The organism is Vibrio sp. AK197 (assembly GCF_053903115.1).
This window is the reverse complement of record NZ_CP096430.1, coordinates 1,342,784-1,365,203: the sequence shown is the minus strand read 5'-3', so window position 1 is coordinate 1,365,203 and position 22,420 is coordinate 1,342,784. Positions and strand designations below refer to the sequence as shown.

The 22,420-nt window shown below is 45.2% G+C and carries 22 protein-coding genes; 15 read left to right on the top strand and 7 right to left on the bottom strand.

Going from position 1 to position 22,420, the window contains the following annotated elements:
* Positions 1 to 61: 61 nt before the first annotated feature.
* The 5 genes from M1D72_RS13565 (at position 62) to rplY (ending at position 4,880) form a co-directional block, all read left to right on the top strand.
* Complete coding sequence (locus tag M1D72_RS13565; protein WP_456297228.1) at positions 62 to 1,798, top strand: DEAD/DEAH box helicase; 1,737 nt, start codon at positions 62 to 64, stop codon at positions 1,796 to 1,798.
* Positions 1,799 to 1,924: 126 nt separating this feature from the next.
* Positions 1,925 to 2,347, top strand: a complete 423-nt coding sequence (locus tag M1D72_RS13560) for a PepSY domain-containing protein (RefSeq protein ID WP_456297393.1) — start codon at positions 1,925 to 1,927, stop codon at positions 2,345 to 2,347.
* Positions 2,348 to 2,394: 47 nt separating this feature from the next.
* Complete coding sequence (locus tag M1D72_RS13555) at positions 2,395 to 3,054, top strand: response regulator transcription factor (protein WP_390190209.1); 660 nt, start codon at positions 2,395 to 2,397, stop codon at positions 3,052 to 3,054.
* A complete protein-coding gene (locus M1D72_RS13550) occupies positions 3,044 to 4,429 on the top strand; it encodes an ATP-binding protein (RefSeq protein ID WP_456297227.1) in 1,386 nt (461 codons plus the stop codon). Before M1D72_RS13555 ends, M1D72_RS13550 begins: the two co-directional genes overlap by 11 nt.
* Before the next feature lie 172 nt (positions 4,430 to 4,601).
* Positions 4,602 to 4,880: a 50S ribosomal protein L25 gene (gene rplY, locus M1D72_RS13545; protein WP_390190212.1), complete on the top strand. Its 279-nt coding sequence runs from the start codon at positions 4,602 to 4,604 to the stop codon at positions 4,878 to 4,880.
* A gap of 177 nt (positions 4,881 to 5,057) precedes the next feature.
* Here the strand turns inward: rplY and M1D72_RS13540 are convergent, their stop codons facing one another.
* Both M1D72_RS13540 and M1D72_RS13535 read right to left on the bottom strand, forming a co-directional pair.
* Entirely contained in the window at positions 5,058 to 6,257 is a 1,200-nt protein-coding gene (locus tag M1D72_RS13540) for a multidrug effflux MFS transporter (RefSeq protein WP_456297226.1), read from the bottom strand.
* Positions 6,258 to 6,334: 77 nt separating this feature from the next.
* Positions 6,335 to 6,967, bottom strand: a complete 633-nt coding sequence (locus M1D72_RS13535; protein ID WP_456297225.1) for a recombinase family protein — start codon at positions 6,965 to 6,967, stop codon at positions 6,335 to 6,337.
* Between the two features lie 211 nt (positions 6,968 to 7,178).
* Here M1D72_RS13535 and grxB point away from each other — a divergent pair, with 211 nt between their 5' ends.
* Positions 7,179 to 7,829 (top strand): glutaredoxin 2, encoded by a 651-nt coding sequence (grxB, locus tag M1D72_RS13530; protein WP_456297224.1) that lies wholly within the window; start codon positions 7,179 to 7,181, stop codon positions 7,827 to 7,829.
* Positions 7,830 to 7,964: 135 nt separating this feature from the next.
* Entirely contained in the window at positions 7,965 to 9,161 is a 1,197-nt protein-coding gene (locus tag M1D72_RS13525; protein WP_456297223.1) for a DEAD/DEAH box helicase, read from the top strand.
* Positions 9,162 to 9,236: 75 nt separating this feature from the next.
* Here the strand turns inward: M1D72_RS13525 and M1D72_RS13520 are convergent, their stop codons facing one another.
* Positions 9,237 to 9,602, bottom strand: a complete 366-nt coding sequence (locus M1D72_RS13520; RefSeq protein WP_456297222.1) for a PilZ domain-containing protein — start codon at positions 9,600 to 9,602, stop codon at positions 9,237 to 9,239.
* 484 nt (positions 9,603 to 10,086) lie between these two features.
* On the opposite strand from M1D72_RS13520, the gene M1D72_RS13515 reads away from it, so the two are divergent.
* Complete coding sequence (locus tag M1D72_RS13515) at positions 10,087 to 10,311, top strand: hypothetical protein (RefSeq protein ID WP_390190222.1); 225 nt, start codon at positions 10,087 to 10,089, stop codon at positions 10,309 to 10,311.
* On the opposite strand, the gene M1D72_RS13510 is transcribed toward M1D72_RS13515, so the two are convergent.
* Positions 10,303 to 10,560, bottom strand: coding sequence for a DUF1289 domain-containing protein (locus tag M1D72_RS13510; protein ID WP_456297221.1), 258 nt, complete (start codon positions 10,558 to 10,560; stop codon positions 10,303 to 10,305). The genes M1D72_RS13515 and M1D72_RS13510 overlap by 9 nt on opposite strands.
* Positions 10,561 to 10,730: 170 nt before the next feature.
* Between M1D72_RS13510 and M1D72_RS13505 the strand changes: the two genes are divergently transcribed.
* The 6 genes from M1D72_RS13505 (at position 10,731) to M1D72_RS13480 (ending at position 17,400) form a co-directional block, all read left to right on the top strand.
* Positions 10,731 to 11,180 (top strand): META domain-containing protein, encoded by a 450-nt coding sequence (locus tag M1D72_RS13505; RefSeq protein ID WP_456297220.1) that lies wholly within the window; start codon positions 10,731 to 10,733, stop codon positions 11,178 to 11,180.
* 166 nt (positions 11,181 to 11,346) lie between these two features.
* Positions 11,347 to 12,489 carry an ABC transporter substrate-binding protein gene (locus tag M1D72_RS13500; RefSeq protein WP_456297219.1) on the top strand — a complete coding sequence of 381 codons (1,143 nt, stop codon included), beginning with the start codon at positions 11,347 to 11,349 and terminating at the stop codon, positions 12,487 to 12,489.
* Positions 12,490 to 12,515: 26 nt separating this feature from the next.
* Positions 12,516 to 14,198 carry an ABC transporter permease gene (locus tag M1D72_RS13495; protein ID WP_456297392.1) on the top strand — a complete coding sequence of 561 codons (1,683 nt, stop codon included), beginning with the start codon at positions 12,516 to 12,518 and terminating at the stop codon, positions 14,196 to 14,198.
* Positions 14,195 to 14,848, top strand: coding sequence for an ATP-binding cassette domain-containing protein (locus tag M1D72_RS13490; RefSeq protein WP_456297218.1), 654 nt, complete (start codon positions 14,195 to 14,197; stop codon positions 14,846 to 14,848). The genes M1D72_RS13495 and M1D72_RS13490 overlap by 4 nt, the downstream gene beginning before the upstream one ends.
* Positions 14,838 to 15,443, top strand: a complete 606-nt coding sequence (locus M1D72_RS13485; protein WP_456297217.1) for a CDP-alcohol phosphatidyltransferase family protein — start codon at positions 14,838 to 14,840, stop codon at positions 15,441 to 15,443. Before M1D72_RS13490 ends, M1D72_RS13485 begins: the two co-directional genes overlap by 11 nt.
* Positions 15,444 to 15,903: 460 nt before the next feature.
* On the top strand, positions 15,904 to 17,400 hold the full coding sequence (locus M1D72_RS13480; RefSeq protein ID WP_456297216.1) for a pectate lyase family protein: 1,497 nt from the start codon (positions 15,904 to 15,906) through the stop codon (positions 17,398 to 17,400).
* Between the two features lie 47 nt (positions 17,401 to 17,447).
* Here M1D72_RS13480 and M1D72_RS13475 read toward each other — a convergent pair whose 3' ends face one another.
* The 3 genes from M1D72_RS13475 to M1D72_RS13465 all read right to left on the bottom strand — a co-directional run bounded on the left by M1D72_RS13475 (position 17,448) and on the right by M1D72_RS13465 (position 20,588).
* Positions 17,448 to 18,380 carry a class I SAM-dependent methyltransferase gene (locus M1D72_RS13475; RefSeq protein WP_456297215.1) on the bottom strand — a complete coding sequence of 311 codons (933 nt, stop codon included), beginning with the start codon at positions 18,378 to 18,380 and terminating at the stop codon, positions 17,448 to 17,450.
* Between the two features lie 58 nt (positions 18,381 to 18,438).
* Positions 18,439 to 19,128 (bottom strand): TIGR01621 family pseudouridine synthase, encoded by a 690-nt coding sequence (locus M1D72_RS13470; RefSeq protein WP_456297214.1) that lies wholly within the window; start codon positions 19,126 to 19,128, stop codon positions 18,439 to 18,441.
* Positions 19,129 to 19,244: 116 nt separating this feature from the next.
* On the bottom strand, positions 19,245 to 20,588 hold the full coding sequence (locus M1D72_RS13465) for a sodium-dependent transporter (RefSeq protein WP_456297213.1): 1,344 nt from the start codon (positions 20,586 to 20,588) through the stop codon (positions 19,245 to 19,247).
* 342 nt (positions 20,589 to 20,930) lie between these two features.
* Here M1D72_RS13465 and cls point away from each other — a divergent pair, with 342 nt between their 5' ends.
* Complete coding sequence (gene cls, locus M1D72_RS13460) at positions 20,931 to 22,385, top strand: cardiolipin synthase (protein ID WP_456297212.1); 1,455 nt, start codon at positions 20,931 to 20,933, stop codon at positions 22,383 to 22,385.
* The last annotated feature ends 35 nt before the right edge of the window (positions 22,386 to 22,420 follow it).

The following is a 22,420-nucleotide window of genomic DNA, read 5'->3' as shown; positions in this document are numbered from 1 at the left end:
TCTGCTTGCTGCGGTATTATAGACATCTAAAACTAAATAGTTGAGCCCTTTCACAGAATTTATGTACACCTTACGCCCTTATCAAGCCGATTCAGTCAAAGCGGTTTTGCACTATTTTCGCCAGCACAGCACACCGGCGGTCATCGTTCTTCCTACCGGAGCGGGAAAGAGCTTAGTCATCGCTGAGCTCGCACGCTTAGCCAAAGGCCGCGTCTTGGTTTTGGCTCATGTCAAAGAGTTGGTTGAACAAAACCACGCTAAATATGAAGGCTATGGCCAGCAAGGGGGGATTTTTTCCGCCGGCCTAGGCCGCAAAGAGACGGAACAACAAGTCGTGTTCGCGTCGGTTCAGTCAGTCGTCAGAAATCTTGATGCGTTTAAAAACCAATTCTCTTTGTTGGTGATCGACGAATGTCATCGTGTGCCGGATGATAAGGGCAGTAGCTATCAAAAAGTCATCAGCCATCTTCGAGAGCTTAATCCTGGTATCAAAGTACTGGGTTTAACGGCTACCCCTTACCGCTTGGGCATGGGATGGATTTATCAATACCATACTCGAGGCCAAGTTCGCAGTGAAGATGCGAGGTTTTTCCGTGACTGTATTTTTGAGTTACCCATTCGCTACTTGCTGGATGAAGGCTTTTTAACCCCCGCAAAGATTCTCGACACTCCCGTACTCAGCTATGACTTTTCACAGCTCACCCCGAATCACACCGGGCGTTATAAAGAGTCAGAACTCGATATGGTGATCGACCAAGCCAAACGTGCCACGCCGCAAATTATCGACCAAGTTGTCGAAATGGCAGAAAAGCGTCAGGGCGTTATGGTTTTTGCAGCAACGGTACGCCACGCACAAGAGATTCATCAACGGCTTCCTGCGGGTCAAGCAGAGTTAGTGATTGGGGATACTCCAACTCTCGAGCGTGATGCGATTATTCAACGCTTTAAAAACCGAGAGACCAAATATTTAGTCAATGTGTCGGTATTAACCACCGGCTTTGACGCGCCTCATGTAGACTTGATCGCCATTTTAAGACCAACAGAATCCATCAGTCTTTACCAACAAATTGTTGGTCGCGGATTGCGTCTTTCAGAGGGAAAAACGGATTGTTTAGTCTTAGATTATGCTGGCAACAGCTACGATCTTTATCAACCAGAAGTCGGCGCTCCTAAACCTGACTCCGACAGCGAAATTATCACCATTCCGTGCCCTGCCTGTGGTTTTAATAATAACTTCTGGGGCAAGCTTGATAGCAACGGTTTCCTACTCGAGCATTTTGGTCGAAAATGCCAAGGCTTTTTTACTGATGAGGAAACCGGGGAACGAGAACACTGTAACTACCGTTTTCGGGCCAAGTATTGCGGTGAGTGCGGTGCAGATAATGACATCGCTGCGCGCATTTGCCATGAGTGTGATGCCACCCTAGTAGATCCAGACAAAAAACTTAAAGACGCCCTGAATCTTAAAGATGCGCTGGTGTTCGAGTGTTTAGAGATGTCGCTGACGATCCACAAGTCAGACAAAGGGAATAACCAGCTTAAAGTCACCTACATGGGCGACAACCAAGCGCAGGTCCATGAGTTTTGGTCATTGTCGACCAAAAAGCAAAAAGCTGAATTTAAAAGTCGATTTGTTCGTCCTCACTTAGCTGATAAGCATCGGGCGTTTGATGCCGCCTCTCCAAGCAAAGTGGTGGATAACCAACACCGTTTTCGCCCTCCTCAGTTTGTCATTGCGCGCAAAGTCGGCCGATTTTGGAAAATGCGAGATAAAGTCTTTTCTGACGAATTGACCTAGCTTAGCGACATAGTGCCGAAAGTAAGCGTAGATGAAACAAATGGTTAATTTCGATATCATGGCTATTCAGTCTATATTCATCAAGGCATAGTAGACTGAATGAAACAGTTAACCAAAGGTAACTTTATGCTTCGAATTCCACGCCCTAGCTCATTTACCCTGTGTACCCTTCTCGCACTCAATCTCTGTGCGTTTTCTGCCACCAGCGCGGAAGAAAAAAATGGACATGATCTGGTGAATGACGTGTATAAACAAGGCACGGAAGTCGACATCGATGAAGATCAAGACGACGTTTACGATGCGGTTAAGGCAGGAAAAATTCGTCCGTTTTCTGAATTGTACAACGAGGTTGAACAAGACCTCTTTGGTCGCATTATTAAAGTTGAACTTGAAGAAGATGACGACGAGTGGATTTATGAGCTAAAGCTGATTCACGATGGGCGTATTGTGCAAGTAAAATACAGTGCTACCACGCTTGAGATGCGCCTGCTAAAAGGTCGAGACCTTAAAAGTGTTCTAAAATTTCAACCGATTCAACTTGCTGAATAAACCACGCTCAGTAAATACTTTTTCCATTCATAGTAAAGAAATAAAGCATGAAAATTCTTGTTGTCGAAGATGAACCTCGCCTTGGCGAACAAATTATTGAAACGCTCGAAGACGCTGGTTGGGTGCCAGAACTGTCCATCGATGGCATTGATGCCCTTTACCGCGCAACCTCTGAACAGTGGGATGCGATTGTTCTGGACTTAGGTTTACCGAAACTGGACGGATTAACCGTCCTTAAAGGCATTCGAGATGAGAATATTAACACGCCTGTCGTTATCTTAAGTGCACGTGACACCTTAACTCAACGTATCGATGGGCTGAACGCTGGCGCGGACGATTACCTCACCAAACCCTTTGAACTGCTTGAATTGGTTGCTCGTCTTCGCGCCCAATTGCGCCGCGCATCGGGTAACGCCTCTCCGATTTTACAAGTCGGTGATTTGAGCCTTGATACACGGACATCCAAAGTCCTGTGGCAAGGTCACGCGGTGAGTTTAACCGCCCTTGAATACAAGGTCGTCGCCTACTTTATGCATAACGCCGATAAGGTCATTTCACGCACTGAACTGGTCGAGCATATCTACAAACAAGACTTTGACCGCGACTCCAATACTATTGAGGTATTTATCGGTCGTATTCGAAAGAAAATCGCACCACAGGTGATCAAAACCGTTCGCGGACTTGGGTATCAGTTGAATGCCAACTAAGGTCACACGCATTCTCACACACCTAAGCCTTCGCAACCGCTTGATGTTGGCGGCGTTGATTTGGCTATCCGCGATGATTCTCGCCGCGGGCGTCGTGATACCGACCCAAGTCTATTCGTATATGGTCGATGAAACCAAATCACAGCTTAATATCTATATGGACGAGCTAGCCGCTAATTTGGAAACCAATAATACAGGCCAACTGGCGATGCTGAGCGAACTTTCTGACCCGCGCTTTCGACGACCTTACAGCGGGCTTTATTGGTCGATAGAGGCTGGCAATCACCGCTTGCGCTCACGGTCACTTTGGGACCGAACCATCGAGTCTCAACCTCTGAAAAACAATTTGCTTGGCGCGCGCAATGAGCCGCTGATCCATATAGAAAAGACCTTGTATTTACCCGAATATCGAGAGCCCGTCCAAGTCACCATCGGTATCGATGAAAAACCAATTCGTCAATCCATCGCCAAACTACGCGGTCAATTATGGGTCATACTCGGTTTGTTGTTTATTGGCTTAATCGTGGTCATGGGGGTACAAGTCTATTGGTCTTTAGCACCACTGCGTAAGTTGCAGAAAGAACTTGTCAAGCTCAGGGCTGGCGAGCAAAACGACTTGCATCAAGAATACCCTCAAGAAATTGCTCCTGTCATTTCTGACCTCAATGCTCTGTTGTTTCATTATCAGGAGTTGCTCGATAGAGCACGCCATCACGCCGGCAACTTATCACACGCCCTCAAAACTCCGATTTCCGTGTTACGTAATGAAGTGGCAGCCCTTGATCAGCAAGATCAAGAAAAACTGCAACTGCCGTTACAACAGATACAACAACAGATTGATTATCACTTGAGCCGAGCTCGAATGGCTGGCTCAAAACATATTCTCTCGGTTAAATCATCACCATCACTTAGCGTAGATACTATCGGGACCGCATTTGATAAGCTGTACTCCATGCGCGGTGTCACTTTAGTCAATGAGCTTGATTCAGAAACCTTGGTTGCGGTCGATGAAAACGACTTGAATGAAATGCTGGGTAACCTGCTCGAAAACAGCTATAAATGGGCAGCATCGCTGATTCGGGTGCATCAGCAAACCAGCGATAGTGAAACCGTCAGTATTGTGATTGAAGATGATGGCCCCGGGATTCCTGAACCTCAGCGTCAGCAAGCATTGAAGCGAGGCATTCGTCTCGATGAGTCGACGCCTGGTAGTGGGCTTGGGCTAAATATCGTCAGCGAAATGGCGCACAGCTACCGAGGAAATCTCACTTTAGAGTGTGCCGAGCTTGGTGGCGTAAAAGCGATTTTAACATTGCAGCGCCATCAACCATCACACAAACGCAGTAAAAGAGCGTCAAAAACCACCAAGTTCTAGCGAAATAATTCGTTAAAACAATAACAATCATGCCAACGCTCTTGCTCTCATTAACATTGAATGCTAGTATCCGCGCTCGTTTTGTAAGAACCCTTTCTTGCAAAACTTTACTATAGAGAACAAGGTCGCATTGTTCCTATAACCTTATGATTTCTAATTTGAGAGTAATACTATGAAATTTGAAGCAGTAGTACGTACTGAGCTAGGTAAAGGTGCGAGCCGCCGCCTACGTCACGCTGGTCAATTCCCTGCTATCGTTTACGGTGGTGAGGCTGCGCCAGTATCAATCGCTCTAAACCACGATGACGTCGTTAACCAAATGGACAAGCCTGAGTTCTACGAAGGTATCGTTCTAGTGATCGACGGTGCAGAAGTGAAGGTTAAGCCGCAAGACGTTCAACGTCACGCGTTCAAGCCAAAAGTTGAGCACATGGACTTCATCCGCGCTTAATTCCTTTACCAGGAATAAGACGGAGAAATCCAGCCTTTTGCATATAAGATAATCGGCTTTACCAACCGAGACATCTAAAAATTCGAAACCCCAGAGACTTACCACCTCTGGGGTTTCACCGTTTATGGGGGGCAATAATTGTCAATCCCATGGCACCTAAAGTTGCTCAACCCCGACTTAATTTGCCGATGCCACTTCAACCTGTGGTTGTGGTACTTGGAATCCACGACGAATATTAGTGAACGTGATTGCGGCAAATAGCACAATGACCAGCGATAAATGCCACACTTGGCTTAATCCGAGCTGTACTAAGGTCATACTGACAATCGATGACACAATCATTTGCCCTCCTCCAGACAAGGCTGCAGCAACACCGGCTTGCTTTTTATAAGGCAGCATCACCATCGCTTGAGCACAAGGAAGAGCGATTCCGTTACCGAGGATCATCAGTAACTGTCCAATCATTAAAAACAGTGGCTCATTTGGGCAGAAGAAAAACCAAATCGCAGAACTCACATGCAAGACTGGAGTAAACATCAGCATGTTTCGCGTACCAATACGGGGCCTTAAACGATTACAAGTTGACGTTCCAATCAGCATACCCATGGTCGGAATCAATGCCCAAAGCGCGTATTCATCGGAAGTCATCCCTATCTGATCTTGCATAATAAATGGCATAACCGAAACCGTTGTGATCATCAGACTGAAGTTAAGCCAACTGATACTCGCAAAACTCAAAAAGTAGCTTGAACGGATTAAGCTGACGTATTGTTTCGTAATGTTTTTCACGGAGGGGATGGCACTTTTCACGCGCATGGTTTCATCAAAACGCAGAGCAATAATACTCCATGCAAACACCACATACCCAAGCAATGAAACAAACACCATTGACCAGCCATATTGTGCGTTAATAAAGCCGCCAATGACTGGTGCAAATAGTGGTGTAATCGACGCAACCATTGCGATGTAAGACATCGCCACAGGCAAGTCGTCGCCGTTATATCGGTCTCGTGTCGACGCACGAGCTAAAACGGCACAGCAACCGGTACCAAGTCCTTGCAGAAAACGTCCGGCGACCATACCAGAAAATGACGATTGGCAGGCGATCACTACAGCCAGCCCACTTACCGCCACCATCAAGCCAAACAGCAACACTTTTTTGCGTCCAAGCGCATCAGAAACGGGGCCATAAATAAATTGTGATGGGCCAAACCCGAGCAAATAGATACTCACCAGTAACTGCGCTTGGTCGAGATTAATATTGAAGTCTCTTGCGATCCAAGGGAGTGAAGGCATAACAAGACCCATACTTAATTGCCCGACACTGATGATGAGGCAGGCAAGAATGATGGTCTTTTTTTGAATCATGTGGGTCATTAGGGTCCTGAGAAATGAGAAGGTTTAATCTTGATGTTTAGCATAACGATGCCAGCGATAGGCTCGCTCCGAAGTGCCTATTTCTTTCGATGATGTTTAGAACGCAGACGTAACTGCCCTTCATCATCTTGCTCGATAATTCGAGATTTTACACGTTTGACGGTCGACAAGCTGACATCGACTTCGTCAGCTACTTGTTGTAGCGTCCGCCCCGCCAATAACAGAGTCGCGATCTGATGATGCTTTTCACGATTTGCAGGACGCCCGCGAAATTTGTCTTTCCATGCTTGCGGATCCGCTTTTAATGCTTGGCGCCCAAGCTCTGCAGCATGTAAGCGGTGGAAACGTTCAACCTGAGCATACCCTTTTAAAACAGAGAGTAACACCGATGCTTCACTCGAATTTGGAACGAATGTTAAACGTTCACAGAGCGTCATCAGCCTAACCCCCTTACTCAAAAGGTGCTCAACCACGTCACTGCTTTGCCGAAAATCAGCCCCAAAAACGTTCAACCACCACACCGCAAGAGTATCACCCGCTTGGAGGGTTTCCAGTAATTGCGAAAAGCTTTGTCGCTCAAACGCTGGCACATTTCCTCTTACTTTATCTTCAAACAGCGTTGCGCCCGGCAAAGCAGCATTGAGCTGCGCCAATTGCATTTCATGACTTCGATTACGTGGAGACAATCGCGTATAAATGTAGGAATTCATATTCAACACCCCAAAATAGACCATATGATGTTATAGCTCATAATTGAACAGTTCATAATGAACTGTCAACACCAAAAGAGCCAATAGCAGCGAATAACAGACACAAAGTCGGGATAAACAGTAAATATTCGATTGAGTCGCTTTCTCATACTCTTTAGGTCTGATAGCGTGACAATGAAGATGTAAAGTCAACTATGACTAAGGAGATCCCATGAAGCTGTTCGTATTTGAGCATTGCCCCTTCTGTGTTCGAGCAATGATGACCGCGAATTATAAGAAACTCGATGTGGCTATCGACTATCTGCAAAACCACGATGTGGATGCCCGTATTGAAAAAGTCGGTGCCAATATGGTCCCCATTTTGCAAAAACCAGATGGCAGCTACATGGGGGAAAGTTTAGATATCGTTGCATATTTGGACGCACTCGATTCGACAACACACTTAGCCCCTGCGAGTAAAGAGACAACCATTGATGCGTGGAAGAAAAAAATTCGTCCTTATGAGGGGCCACTGGTACATCCGCGTTGGATGAAAATTAACCTCCCTGAATTTCAGTCTGATGAAGCGAAAGCTTGGTACACCAAAAACAAATCCACCATGATTGGAATGACATTTGAAAAAGCACTTGAGCACAGTGCAGAATATATACAACAAGTCAATCAGCTACTTAAAGAAGTGGACTGGCTGGCCTTACCTTCAGAGAAAAGTCACTCTCTGAGTTACGACGATATTTTAACGTATCCAACACTGCGTAACCTTACGGTGATTAAAGGCATTGAATTCCCTGCTCGGGTACGCCAATACATAGATGAAGTCACGGAACTCACTCATATTCCTGTCTATGACAGCGTTGCAGTTTAGTTGCTGTCTCGAAAGCCGCTACTCTTAAGTGAATAGCGGCGATTTAACAATTCATTCGCCTACTCTACTGACTGTGTTAAAATCCGCGCCTTGCAGCCCTGCTCTGCCTTTCATCTAACAATTTCGAGATCGCTGATGTCATTTTCTAGCTTCAACTTAAACCCTGCCATTCTGACTGCTCTTACCGACGTCGGTTATTCCCAGCCGACAGATATTCAAAATAAAGCGATTCCTGTGATTATGCAGGGGAATGATTTAATTGCTGCCGCGCAAACAGGCACAGGCAAAACCGCAAGCTTTGTGCTGCCTATTTTAGATAGACTCAGCTCTGGGCAAACTCAAAAGAAAAAACGTGTTCGAGCATTAATTTTGGTTCCAACTCGCGAGCTCGCTATTCAAGTGAACCAAAAGATCGCAGACTATAGCCAACATCTGGATTTGACCTCACTGGCAATGTACGGTGGCGTCGATGAATCTCAGCAAAAGCAAGCATTGATCGATGGCGTAGACGTGCTTGTTGCTACTCCTGGCCGGCTTCTTGATATGTACGCCAAACGAGCAGTGTATTTTGAAGAAGTCGACATGTTGGTGATGGACGAAGCGGATCGCATGTTGGACATGGGGTTTATCGATGACATAAATCGTATCCTCGATCGCCTGCCAAAAGACATACAACACCTGCTCTTTTCCGCGACGCTATCGCATCGAGTTCGTGAACTTGCGAAATCAGCGATTCCCAACCCCAAAGAAATTAGTATCGCTGCCAACCAAGCTTCAAAAAGCAATATTGAGCAGTGGTTAATTACCGTCGACAAAGATAAAAAATCGGCACTATTAAGCCACTTGATCCAAGAGAACCAATGGGATCAAGCGCTGATTTTTATCGAGACGAAACACGGTGCAGCCAAGCTAGCAACCCAGCTAGAAAAACGGGGAATTAAAGCAGAAGCTTTTCACAGTGGACGCAGCCAAGCAGTTCGTACTCAACTACTTGACGATTTCAAGCAGGGACGCATTCAATACCTTATTGCGACAGGCGTGGCCGCACGCGGCATCGACATCGATGAGTTATCTCGTGTTATCAACTATGATTTGCCCTTCCCGGCGGATGAATATGTTCACCGTATTGGCCGTACTGGGCGCGCCAATGCTAAAGGTGAGGCAATCTCATTTGTCTCAAAAGATAACTTTAAGAACTTATGCATGATTGAGAGCCGTCTTGGTCATCTTATTGAACGTCGTGACGTTGCTGGCTTTGAGCCCAAAAAGCCTGTGCCAATTTCTATTCTAAATTACGTTCCTAAAAGCAAACGCAATATGGATAATCAATAATGTCAGGCTTGTACGTACGAAAAAAGGCTACCCGAAGGTAGCCTTTTTACTGGTTCAAATCGCCAAAAGATACGGTTATTTGGACACCTGTTGGTGATTCACTCGAGAAAATATCGCGGGGTAATTCTGACGCAAGTAACGCTGTTCCTGGACCATATCTCGAAACGAAGGACCAAGATCAAGCTTTAAAATGACTTCAGTCTCCTCCATGCGTATCACCTGTCCTTGCACTTCAATTTGCTTATCTTGATGTAGATTGAGGCGACCCTTTAACGTCAAACCATGATAAAACCCTCTTGGATTCATCACGACACGAATACCTTGCTCAGACACCTCACTAACATGATAAAGATCACCATCAATTCTAACGTTTGGCCGTGCGCGCTTAGGATAATTTAAACGAAAAAACGCTCTTCGTTGTTTGGTCACCGTGCCTTCCATGATTGACTCCAACGCTTATCTTACTCACTAATTGGTTATGACTCACTTAACTAACAGTATACGTTAAACCAGTCAGCAACAAGCCGTATTAGCCAAACAGCCAAGCGATGGCGAAGATAATGACAAAAAAGATTAAGGTGCACTTTACCAATAACTTGACGTTGTTACTTCCACCCCGAGGTGGCTCATTGCAGCATCCCATAATACCTCCTAACAGTACGTTTATACGACCAACTTAGCCCTTTCCCTTGGGGTAAGGTCAAGCGAAGAGATAAGAGAAATATGAATTTTTTATGACAGTCATTATTTCACCAAAATGGTGAGTTATATGCTAAACAATGAGATACCCAATAATTCTGTTCACAATCTGTTTACCTTCCCCCTTTTACACAGTTTTTTTGACTAAAAACTGAAAACCTCAGTTGACTAAAAATCCGTCGATTCCTAAATTTTTTATAGGTATTGTCACTGGGAGGTCATAAATATGAAACGTGCCACAAATTCGTATCGTCTACAATTAATAAAAGAAGTCGCAGTAAAACAGCAGCGGCTCCATAGCGGCGATCCGATGGCAGCTTATATTCAGGATTTATTGGATCATAAGCCTCAAGGCGTCAGCCAAGAAGTAGAGCTTAATCGGCGTTTTGCGGGTTGCCACTTTGACGAACATATTGGCGGTTGGGTAAGTGACCGTTGGGGATTAAAATAAGTCTTGTTGAGGATCATCGAGTTCAATCGCTGACGTTTTTTGGTCCGGTTTTAACTTATTTTTTGCCATTTTACGCTTATAACGCTGCTGACATAACTTAATTACATGGCGCTGCTGATCCGGCGTCATGTCGAGCCATCCAAATCGCTCTTCACGCTTGCGCATGCACCCTTGACAGTAACCTTTCTCATCCACAGTACAGACACCGACGCAAGGGCTAGGGACGGAGAAAAACTCTAGCTGCTGCATGTTTCGGTTCCACAACCATTAAGAATATAAATATAATCAAGCACTTCCATAGTGAACTCTCGTAAAGTATGACTCGACGCTGACAAACAGTGTTCGCGATTAAATATACTAAATGAATCGAGTTTAAGTCTGTGTAAAGTTAATAATTCCACTTTTTGGAGTCAATTTATATGAAGCTTAGTTCAAAAGCGTTACTTACCACAATCACGCTTCCTCTTTTGGTCGTTGGATGTTCTCAAATGAAAAGTAATGACAATAGTGATGCAATTACCGCAGCCGATCTGCAAAATCACCGCTGGGAGTTAGTTAACGTTAATGGACAAGATTTTACACCAGCAAACCCTAAACAACGTCCTTTCCTTGAGATCAGCGAAGGATTTCGAGCATCAGGAAGTGCTGGCTGTAATAACTTCATCGGCCAAGCCGAACTGAATGACAACCAATTTCGCATCGATAAAATGGGCATGACAATGAAAATGTGTATTGGTGATGTGATGGATTTTGAGCAAGCGATTTCTCAAGCTTTGCAAAACTGGAGTGATGTCACGCTCACTGCCGATACATTAACCTTGAAAACCGATGTAAACCAACTCACTTACAAATTGAGTGAATTAAAATAATTGACGACAAGGCAGCCACTGGTTGCCTTGTTCTTTTTTACCCTCATCACAGCTTTATTTCTAGATGTTTCAGAAACATACCAAAGTCATTAATTTCCGTCATAATGAATAGAAAGTCAGATTTATTCGGTCTGTCTACTTATAACCTTCATTTTTAGGAACCATTATGACAAGACTGCTGATATTTCTTGCAACATCCCTGTTTTCCCTCTCTGTATATGCGCAAACAAATTGGTCTGAGACACTTCAGCAAGCCAAAGGACAGACGGTCTATTTTCATGCATGGGGCGGAAGTCAGGAGATCAATAACTACATGCGCTGGGTAAGCCAACAGCTAAAGCGTCGCTATAACGTTACTCTCAAGCATGTCAAAGTAACCGATATTTCAGAAACCACGACCCGTCTGATTGCAGAGAAAGCCGCTGGTCAAAACACCGGAGGTAGCGTGGACATGGTTTGGATCAACGGAGAGAACTTCAAATCTATGAAAGACAACAAACTGCTCTACGGACCGTTTGTTGAAACTTTACCTAATTGGCAATTCGTCGATAAAAGCCTTCCTGTAGAAAGTGATTTCTCCGAGCCAACCATGGAATTAGAAGCTCCTTGGGGCGTTGGCCAGTTAGTCTTTATTTATGATGAATTACGCTTGAATAACCCTCCGCAGTCATTTTCTGAACTGTTAAGCTATGCCAAAGCATTTCCAAACCGTGTCACCTACCCTCAGCCTCCAGAGTTTCACGGCACAAGCTTCCTAAAAGCACTACTCATTGAATTAACCGATAATGCCCGAGAACTGGCCCATCCCGTCAGCGATGCCGATTTCGAAAAAGTAACCGCCCCACTTTGGCAATATCTTGATGACTTTCACCTAAGTGCTTGGCGTTCAGGTCAACAATTTCCAACCAGCAGCGCACAAACGATGCAATTGCTCGACGACAACCAAATTGATCTCGCCATCACTTTCAATCCAAACGCGGTTTATTCTGCACAAGCGAATGGAACATTAGCGAAAAGTACACGCGCATATGCGATGCAAGCAGGTGCGCTTACTAACGTGCATTTTCTTGCGATTCCTTGGAACGCTAACGCTAAAGCGGGCGCGCTTGTAGCAATTAATTTCTTGATGGGTTCCGAAGCGCAATCGCGTAAGGGTAACCTCAATGTATGGGGAGACCCATCCATTTTGGAGACCAAGTATTTAACCGGTAGTGCACATCAAACACGTTTATTCAAAGCTATCCCCGAGCCACATCCTAGTTGGCAAGGTGCGCTAGAAGCCGCTTGGAAAACTCGTTACGGTCAATAATGAGCAAATATAACAGCCCCTCATTCATACTGCATTTGGGCTACATTACGGTGATTGTGCTTTGCCTAGCGCCGCTTGCTCCTGGCTTTATCGGCGTGTTAAGTGCAGCGTTCGGCTTTATTCCTGCGATTGGTATGGATCAAATAAGCACTGACGCCTTTTGGAAGATCACGCAGTGGCCTGGCGTCACTCAGTCACTTTTGCTCACTATCATAAGCTCTATTGTCAGCACCTACGGCGCTCTTCTACTGTGCTTTGCCATTTTGCAATCGCTGTGGCTAAGTCGATACTGGCCCAACATTGAAAAGCTGTTGGCGCCTCTGCTCGCGCTTCCGCACGTTGCCTTCGCGATTGGTTTCGCATTTTTATTTGCACCTACCGGGTTTATTGCTCGTTTCATTTACGCCCTATTCGAGTACACGCCAAATGCCTCAGAAGCAACGTCGTTCATACAAGATCCCAATGCTCTAGGGTTAACCATTGCCTTGATGTTTAAAGAGGTCCCGTTTCTACTCTTTATGAGCATTCCAATATTGCAGCAACTGAATGTGCCGAAATTATTTCAAAGCTGCCGCTCTATGGGGTATACGCCCGTACAATTTTGGTGGAAAGCCGTGTTGCCTCAATGGCTGCCTCGTATTCGATTTTCCTTGTTTGCCGTAGCCGCTTATGGCGTCTCTGTAGTCGATTTAGGCTTGATTCTCGGCCCCGTAGCGTCACCAACGTTTGCCGTTGTTGTCTGGCAATGGTTTAACGACCCGGACCTGAATTACTTACCGCAGGCCGCCGCGGGCGCGGTAGTACTTTTTGTGCTGCTGTGTGGGGTGATGGTTGGAATGGTCACCGTTGAAAAACTCATTACGCTAGTCTGGCGTCGCTGGCAATACTCCGGTCGCTTTGGTCTTGCTCTACCAGGAAAGCTATTGATGGCGCTGTGCGCGTCTCTCAGCATTGCCATCATTCCGCTACTTAGTGTATGGATTGTTGCGCAGCGCTGGTCTTTTCCTGACTTAATCCCGTCACAGTTCACCAAGCGATTTTGGGTCAACGAGTGGTTTGGGGTGTATCCGACCCTGTTTACGAGCCTGAGTATTGCCGCAATTTCGGCAACGCTGGCATTAATTCTCGCCATGGTTGCTCAGCAATATCGGTTACGTTCACGCTGGCATTTACCGAGTTATTTGTTTCTTATTCCAATGCTACTTCCACAACTTTCGTTGTTACTTGGCATGCAAGTGACCACGCTATGGCTTGGGGCTCAGCATTACTATCTTTGGGTAATTTGGTCACATCTATTTTTTGTGTTCCCCTTTGTCTATCTTGCGTTGGACGGGCCTTGGCGTAGTTACAACGAGAATTTCTCAAACATGGCTTTAAGCTTAGGTAAATCTCGCTTTTACACTTTTTTATTTATAAAGATGCCATTATTGAAGGCGGCGATTCTCTATGCTTGGGCGTTAGGAGCCAGCGTTAGCCTTGCCCAATACCTGCCGACTCTCATACTGGGCGCAGGAAGAATTACCACCATAACCACCGAAGCGGTGGCACTATCTAGCGGCTTTGATCGCAGGGTCACAGCAATATACGCGCTCTGGCAAGGCTTATTACCACTCGTATTTTTTGCCTTGTCATTGTTACTCAGTCATCGCGGTCATGGTGTGGCTTCAAGCCAAACATCCACCGCACACAAGGATGCTTGTTCGTTATGACGTTCCAGGTTCACCAGCTCAATATCATCCATTCGAATAACCAACAAACACTGTGTCATAACCTAAGTTTTGACGTCTCACCCGGTCAAATACTCTCTTTGATGGGGCCGAGCGGATGCGGAAAATCAACCATTTTAAGTGCGATTGCCGGCCATTTATCTCCTGAATTTGAATGCAAAGGTCATATCGAACTAAATGGTACGAATCTGCTTCCCCTTCCAGCAGAGCAACGTAAGGTGGGAATTTTATTTCAAGATGACCTTTTGTTCCCCCACCTTAACGTATGGGAAAATTTAGCATTTGCGATGCCTAATAATATTAAACGCCATCAGAGAAAACATCGTGCCACGCAAACATTGAAAGCACTCGATTTAATATCGCTTGCAGAATCTTATCCGCAGCAAATATCGGGCGGCCAGCGCGCCCGAGTAAGCTTACTTAGGATGTTGCTTTCCGAGCCAAAGTTAGCGCTTCTTGATGAACCATTTAGCCAGCTCGATAGTGACCTTCGTACCCAATTTAGAGACTGGGTCTTTGGACAATTACAGCAAGCCGCAATACCTACGGTGATGGTCACTCATGACCAGCAAGACATTCCACCGTCTCAACCACTGATGACTTGGCCTTGGGAGGTTAAAAATGCTGGATAGGCATAGCATTAAGGTGATTAAAGCGCCTTTGAACTGGGGAGCGAGTCTATTAGACCAAGCCGGATTTAACGCGAACCAAGTAACGTTGGCGGGTTTCATCATTGGTCTTTTGGTATTTCCAGCTCTGGCGTTAGAACAATATACACTGGCGCTGATTATCATAGTGCTCAATCGTTTATGTGACGGTCTCGATGGGGCGTTAGCACGGCGACAAGGCGTCACTGATGCGGGCGGCTTTCTTGATATTAGTTTGGATTTTCTCTTTTATTCACTCGTCCCGTTCGGGTTTGTTGTTGCCAACCCTGAACTCAATGCCGTCGCTGGAGCATTCATTATTTTCGCATTTATTGGCACTGGCAGTAGTTTTTTAGCCTTTGCGGTGATGACGAGTAAGCGCAATATCGAAAACCCCGTTTATAAAAATAAATCTCTCTACTACATGGGAGGACTAACTGAAGGCACCGAAACCATCGCCTGCTTCGTAATGATGTGTTTGTTCCCTGATTATTTTGCGTTTATCGCCTATCTGTTTGCCACCGCATGCTGGTTTACAACAGCCACTCGGATTTATTCTGGATTCAACACCTTACGCTAAACAATTATTTTAGATCGATGTTTAACTTATATAGCCAGCTATTTTTGCTGGCTTTTTTATTTATATTTATCACTTCTATCCTAGCTCAGTATGACATTTCTTAAAAAGATGCGCAGTCGCAAATAAATAAAATCATTCACTGACAAATTAATCAGAATAAAATTATATCTCGTTAATTGTGTGAAATATGTTCAATTTGACGATCATTATTTTGAACTATCTTTATGTCCGGCGTATTTTTATATGAAACATGGTTTCTATATTTAACGCACACTGTTTTACTAACAAGGAGATAGAACAACCACTAACAACGTCAAACACATTTATAGCAATAATCAAATAACGGAAACGACAATAAATGATGGTCAAGATGTCGTATCATCTTGGTTGGCCGATTTATCATTTATAGAACAATATAATAGGATTTATGATGATAATTCAATTAGATAGACACATACCCATGTCTTTAAAATTCACTGCCCTTGCCGTCTCTCTCGCGGCAACACCTGCACTCGCTGACGGTTTCGCCACTCAAAATGGCGGCACAACGGGCGGCGCTGGCGGGAATGTGGTTTACGCCACTACCGGGACTCAAATCCACCAGGCACTGTGTAATCGTGCTTCCAGTGATACTCCAATTATTATTCAGGTTGAAGGAACAATTAATCACAGTAATACCAGTAAAGTCTCCGGTAATAGCTGTAATACCGCCGAAGATAAAATAGAAATAAAAGAAGTCAGTAATATTACACTGCTGGGTGTCGGTAATGGCGCTTTATTCGACCAACTGGGCATCCATATTCGTGATTCATCGAATATTATTATTCAAAATGTCCATGTTCGGAATGTAAAAAAATCCGGCTCACCAATATCGAATGGCGGTGACGCTATTGGCATGGAAAAAGATGTCAGCAATGTTTGGGTTGATCATGTCACGCTTGAAGCAAGCGGCGGTGAAAGTGATGGCTACGATGCGTTGTTCGATATGAAAAACAACACCAAATACGTCACCCTATCCTACAGTATTTTACGCAACTCTGGGCGTGGCGGGTTAGTAGGTTCAAGTGATAGCGATGATAACAATGGCCCTGTCACTTTCCATCACAACTACTATGAAAATATCAATTCACGTACCCCACTGCTACGTCATGCGACTGCACACTCCTACAACAACTACTACAATGGGTTGATCTCTTCTGGTATGAACCCTCGTATCGGAGGCCGAATTCGCGCAGAAAACAACTATGTGCAAGACTCAAAAGATCCACTTGGTACCTTCTACACCAATGACATGGGTTATTGGCAAGTCAGTGGCAACATTTGGGATAATGTGGTTTGGTCATCACCTGGTGACGATTCTCACCCCGCAGGCCCGAACCCAAGTTCAACCACAACCATTTCGATTCCTTATAACTACTCGTTAGATAACGCCAGTTGTGTACCGACCATTGTTTCACAAACTGCGGGCGCGAATACCGGGTTAGCGGTATCAAATGGAAGCTGTGGCACCACCAACAACGGTATTGTCAATGGGACGTACAAAATTACACCGCTTCATAGTGGAAAAACCATTGATGTTGAAAACTGCGGAACTGAAAACGGTACCAATGTTCAACAATGGGGCTGGTTGAATAACGACTGCCAAAAATTCAATATCTCAAGTGTTGATGGTATCTGGCACCGCATTTCACCGGTAAATGCACCAAACCAAGCGTTGGATGTGTATAACTCGTCAACCAGCAATGGAGAAAATATTATGCTCTATGAATACTGGGCCGGCGCGAATCAACAGTTCCGCTTCCAATCAGCAGGGTCAGGCAAATGGCGTATCATTAACCGCAACAGTGAGCTGTGTTTAGATGTACTCAATGCGTCAACAGACGATGGGGCAAACTTGCTTCAGTACGAATGTACCGCAGGGTTTGAACATCAGATGTTTACGCTTGAACGTCAATAATCAGCTTATACTTAGCGGAAAAAAGCCAGTCTTTCGACTGGCTTTTTTTATTTAAAAATCAGAGCTTTCAAGGCGGATTCACAATCTAAATCAGCAAATTCTGGCGGATTATCCAAACGCTCGATGAACTGCAGTTGCGGCGCTTCTTGCTGCATACTTTCAATCAGAAAATCGCTGCTCACCATGGGTGAATTGACACACGCTAATACCTCCCCCTTCTCAGCCAATAACTCAGGTAATCGACGCAATATACGCTTATAATCTTTGCTCAGCGCAAAGCTTCCTTTTTGAAACGATGGTGGGTCAATCACAATCAGATCGTAAGGACCCGATTTTTTAATTTTTCCCCAAGATTTAAAGATATCATGCGCCAAGAACTTCACTTGATTCAGATTGTGACCATTGAGACGATGGTTTTCACGCCCTCTTGATAGTGATGATTTCGCCATATCAACATTGACGACGTTATCTGCACCACCAGCAATAGCTGCGACAGAAAAACCGCAGGTATAGGCGAAGAGATTTAACACATTTTTATGCTGCGCTTGGCCGCGGACCCAATCACGCCCATACCTCATATCCAGAAATAGCCCGCTATTTTGGTTACGTCCCAAGTTAAGTTGATAGCGTAAACCGCTCTCAGTGACCACAGGTGCCTCTTCTAACTCACCAAACAATACCTGAGCAGGAGCTCCATCCTGATAACGGTGTTGAAGTAACACACAGCGGCCGCCTTTTTGTAACCACAACTCTTGTTGAGTGAAACGCTCAACACCTTGCTGTAATTCGGTGAGAAACCCATCATCGACGGGCTTAAATAGTGAGATGACTAATTGCCCCTGCAGCCAATCACATGTGAGCTGTTCTAGCCCCGGCCAACGTCGTCCTCGTCCATGGAAAAGGCGGCGAACCTCGTCGGGTGCGTGCTCAAGCTGAGAGGTTAAATAGTCAAAAAACACGGGCAATGCGCTTGCTTGCATGAATCGTTACTCTTGTTTTTAGAGATAGCACTATCGGTTAGCTATCAAAATGAATGGATTACAAAGCGGGCCAGTCGAGCTGCCAAGGCGTCAACCATGCGTCTATCGCGCTGCTAACTTCAGTGCTCTGCCATTGCTGACCAAAATCTTGGTAATGTCTTGGATCACACACCAACTCAAGAACTTGCCCTTGATACGTGAAGCACAGGGCAAAAGCATGAAGATAACCACGGTCAGCTTGGCTTGACGGCGAATAAATATGGTCCCCAACAATCGAAGAGCCGAGCGAATTGAGCGCAACACGAATCTGGTGCGTTTTACCCGTATGCGGCTTACAGATAAATACACGCTCACCGGGCCTTCCTGCGACAGACAAAAACTGAGTTACTGCAGGGTTCTCAGTACTCGCAACCAACTTCCACGCTGAGCGACGAGATCGCACCATATCACCGCGAATCAGACCTTGCTTCTTCTTCGGCTTTTTCGTTCCGATAGCCAAATAGAACTTTTGAATTTTTCGCTCAGCAAACAATTGTGATAAACGACGGGCACTGTCATGACTTTTAGCCAAGATCAAAAGGCCTGATGTCATCTTATCCAAACGGTGAACCAAATATAACTTTTGGCACTCAACCGCTTTGGCCACCGAAGACACCAGTACGGTATCTCCGTCATCCTTATGCACAGACACATTCGGGTGTTTATTGATGACAACAAAGTCGGAATGAGAATATACGATGTCAAACATTAAGCCGCTCCAATTAGGTGGCGAAAGTATACCGATTCAAACAGCGAATACCAGAAAACCGCGGCGACTGAAACGCAAAAAGCCCCCTAAAAGGAGGCTTTTCAGACCTGTCATCGTTATAGAATTGAAAATACGAATACCATAACAATGGCAACTGGGCATACAAGGCGCACATACCACGGCCAAATCTTCCAGAACAGACCTTGCTCGATCTCTGGATTGCCCTGCTTAATCTCATTCAGCAAATTGTTACGATGCCAGATCCAGCCAACAAATACAGCCCAAACCGCGCCAAGTAACGGCTGCATGTAGACTGTTGTAAAGGTCGCAACAAAGTTAAATAACGCGCCAAAGTTGAGTGAAATCACAATGCTGGTCAGCATGATCACACCACCGATAAGCCATGTTGCTTTACCACGAGTCATGTTTAATTCATCTTGAGCACAAGACACGGGGACTTCAAGCAGTGAAATCGATGATGTCAGCGCAGCAATCACCATTAAGATAAAAAAGACCGTACCGATAAGAATACCCGCACTGCCCATGGTATCAAACATCGAAGGCAATACTTGGAAGACCAAATCACTTGAGCTAATCAATTCGCCCGCGTTATTAAAAATCTCAACACCATTGTGTTTGGCCACAAACATGGCAGGCAAAATCAACAGCCCAGCCCCAAAGGCAACACCGGTATCAATCGCCGCGACTTGTGCCGCTGTTTTAGGAATATTCACCTCTTTCTTCAAGTACGAGCCATAGGCAATCATCGAGCCAACACCGAGAGAGAGTGAGAAGAAGGCTTGACCTAGCGCATCAACCAATAAAGGTGCGGTGATATGTGAAACATCAGGAATCAGGTACATTTTCAGACCTTCAACCGCACCATCTTGCGTAAAGATGTACACAATCATAATTGCAAACAGCGCAAACAGCATCGGCATCAGACGCGTTGACCACTTTTCAATACCATCAGCCACGCCATTCTTCACAACGTAAATGGTTAATAGGGAAAACAGCACAGACAGTGACACATTACGGCTATCCCCAAAGTTGATTAACCATTCGGAAACCGAAGTCACACCTAACGCTTCAAAAGTGGGTGCTGCTGAAAAGCCCATGAGCCAACCAGCAATAATGGAGTAGAAGCTTAGAAGAAGTGACGCCGTCACCATAGCAATCAAGCCAAAAAAGGTCGCGCCAGCTCGGTTACGTGTCCAGATACTACGTAGTGCAGCGACGGGATTTGACTGACCATGACGACCAATCGTTAACTCTGCGACCAACATTGGAAAGGCGAGCAAAAACACCATCACCAAGTAGATCACCAAAAATGCTGCGCCACCGTTGCTCGCCGCCTTTGTCGGAAAACCCCAAACGTTTCCTAAACCAACAGCAGAGCCTGCTGCTGCCATAATGAACCCTAATCGCGTTGAAAAGTGTTCTCTTGAATTTGTTGCCATAATCGTTCTATTACCACTGTTGTGTTTGCTTTCTGCATTCCCAAAATTAAGTGTAAAATTAAGTGTACACAAAACTGAATTTTGGGGTTACCGCGAAGTGTGGCAAGTAAATCAGTTTATGTTTAGGATTGGAAGCCCAAACGGTATATTTTTTGGTTTTGAACAATATTTTTACTTTTAAATGCTGCCTTTTTGAACACTCATAACGCATCCTTCTCCTTTCTATTTGTTATATACATTTAATCTCTTATTTAAATTTCATGCATATTGGCGCCGTGGCGGTTCCTCTTGTATCAAATTCGTTTTAGTATCTACGTTCCAAACCAATGACCAGGATTTCAAATGGAAAAGTTCTACCATTTCTTAACCTTAGCCGGAATTGTCGTCTACTGGTTGCTGGTTGCAGGTGTCACTTTAAGAGTGGTACTCAAGCGCCGAGCGGTCAGCATCTCTCTCGCCTGGCTAATGATCATCTACATCCTGCCGATTGTGGGCGTGATCTGCTATTTTCTCTTTGGTGAAATGAACCTTGGAAAAAAACGCGCTGAACGTGCAAAAGAGATGTTCGAGCCCTTTGGCCACTGGTTTAACCAACTTAACGATTGTAACGCCCACTCTCCTGAAACCATGGGGCGGCATATCTACAAAATTGACCAACTGTGTAATCACAGATTAAGCCTACCTGCATTAAGTGGAAATACACTGTCTCTGCAAAGCTCACCACAAGATATTTTGCACTCGGTGATCAATGATATTGAGAACGCACAAACGTCGATTCAGATGGTGTTTTATATCTGGCACCCAGGAGGGCTTGCGGATTCCGTGGCGACGGCGCTGATTCAAGCAGCAAAACGAGGGGTAAAAGTTCGATTACTGCTCGACTCTGCGGGCAGCCCTCGCTTTTTCCGAAGCCCTTGGTACACCATGATGCGTGATGCCGGTATTGAGGTATTGCAAGCGTTAGAAGTCAGTCCTTGGCGTATCTTCTTACGTCGTCTTGATCTACGTCAGCATCGAAAGATCATCGTCATTGATGAACTCGTCGCCTACACCGGTTCTATGAATATGGTCGACCCGGCTTATTTCAAGCAAAACTCTGGTGTTGGTCAGTGGGTCGATATCATGGTGCGAGTCACTGGCCCAAGCGTCAACGTGATGTCAGCGATCCATGGCTGGGACTGGGAAGTTGAAACGGGTCGGCGTATGTTACCTTCTCTGCCTGAGTGCAGTGTTGAACCTGAAGAAGTACAAAACCCAATTCAGGTGGTTCCTTCTGGCCCGGGAATGCCAGAATACTTGATCCATCAAGTCCTGACCTTAGCCATCAACCAAGCCAATGAATCGGTCCGTATCACAACACCTTATTTTGTCCCTAGCGCCGATTTAGTTGAAACCTTAAAAATGACAGCGCAGCGTGGCATCGAAGTAGAACTGATTATCCCCCATAAAAATGATTCAATGATGGTGCAGTGGGCATCTCGCGCGTTTTACACTGAATTGATGCAAGCGGGTGTGAAAATCTATGAATTCTATGGTGGCCTTCTGCACACTAAATCCGTGGTCATTGATCACCAGTTTTGTTTAGTTGGGACCGTCAACATGGATATGAGAAGCTTGTGGCTTAACTTTGAGCTCACGCTCGCCATTGACGACGAAACCTTTACGCAAGAAATGTATGAACTTCAACAAAGCTATATCGAACAGTCATACCGTGTTGATTTTACTGAGTGGCAGAAACGTAGCTTGTATTCTCGTTTCTTAGAACGGGTTTTCTATCTTTTTAACCCATTATTGTAATTTATTGGTCTAAATCGCCTTATTCAGTATTTTTT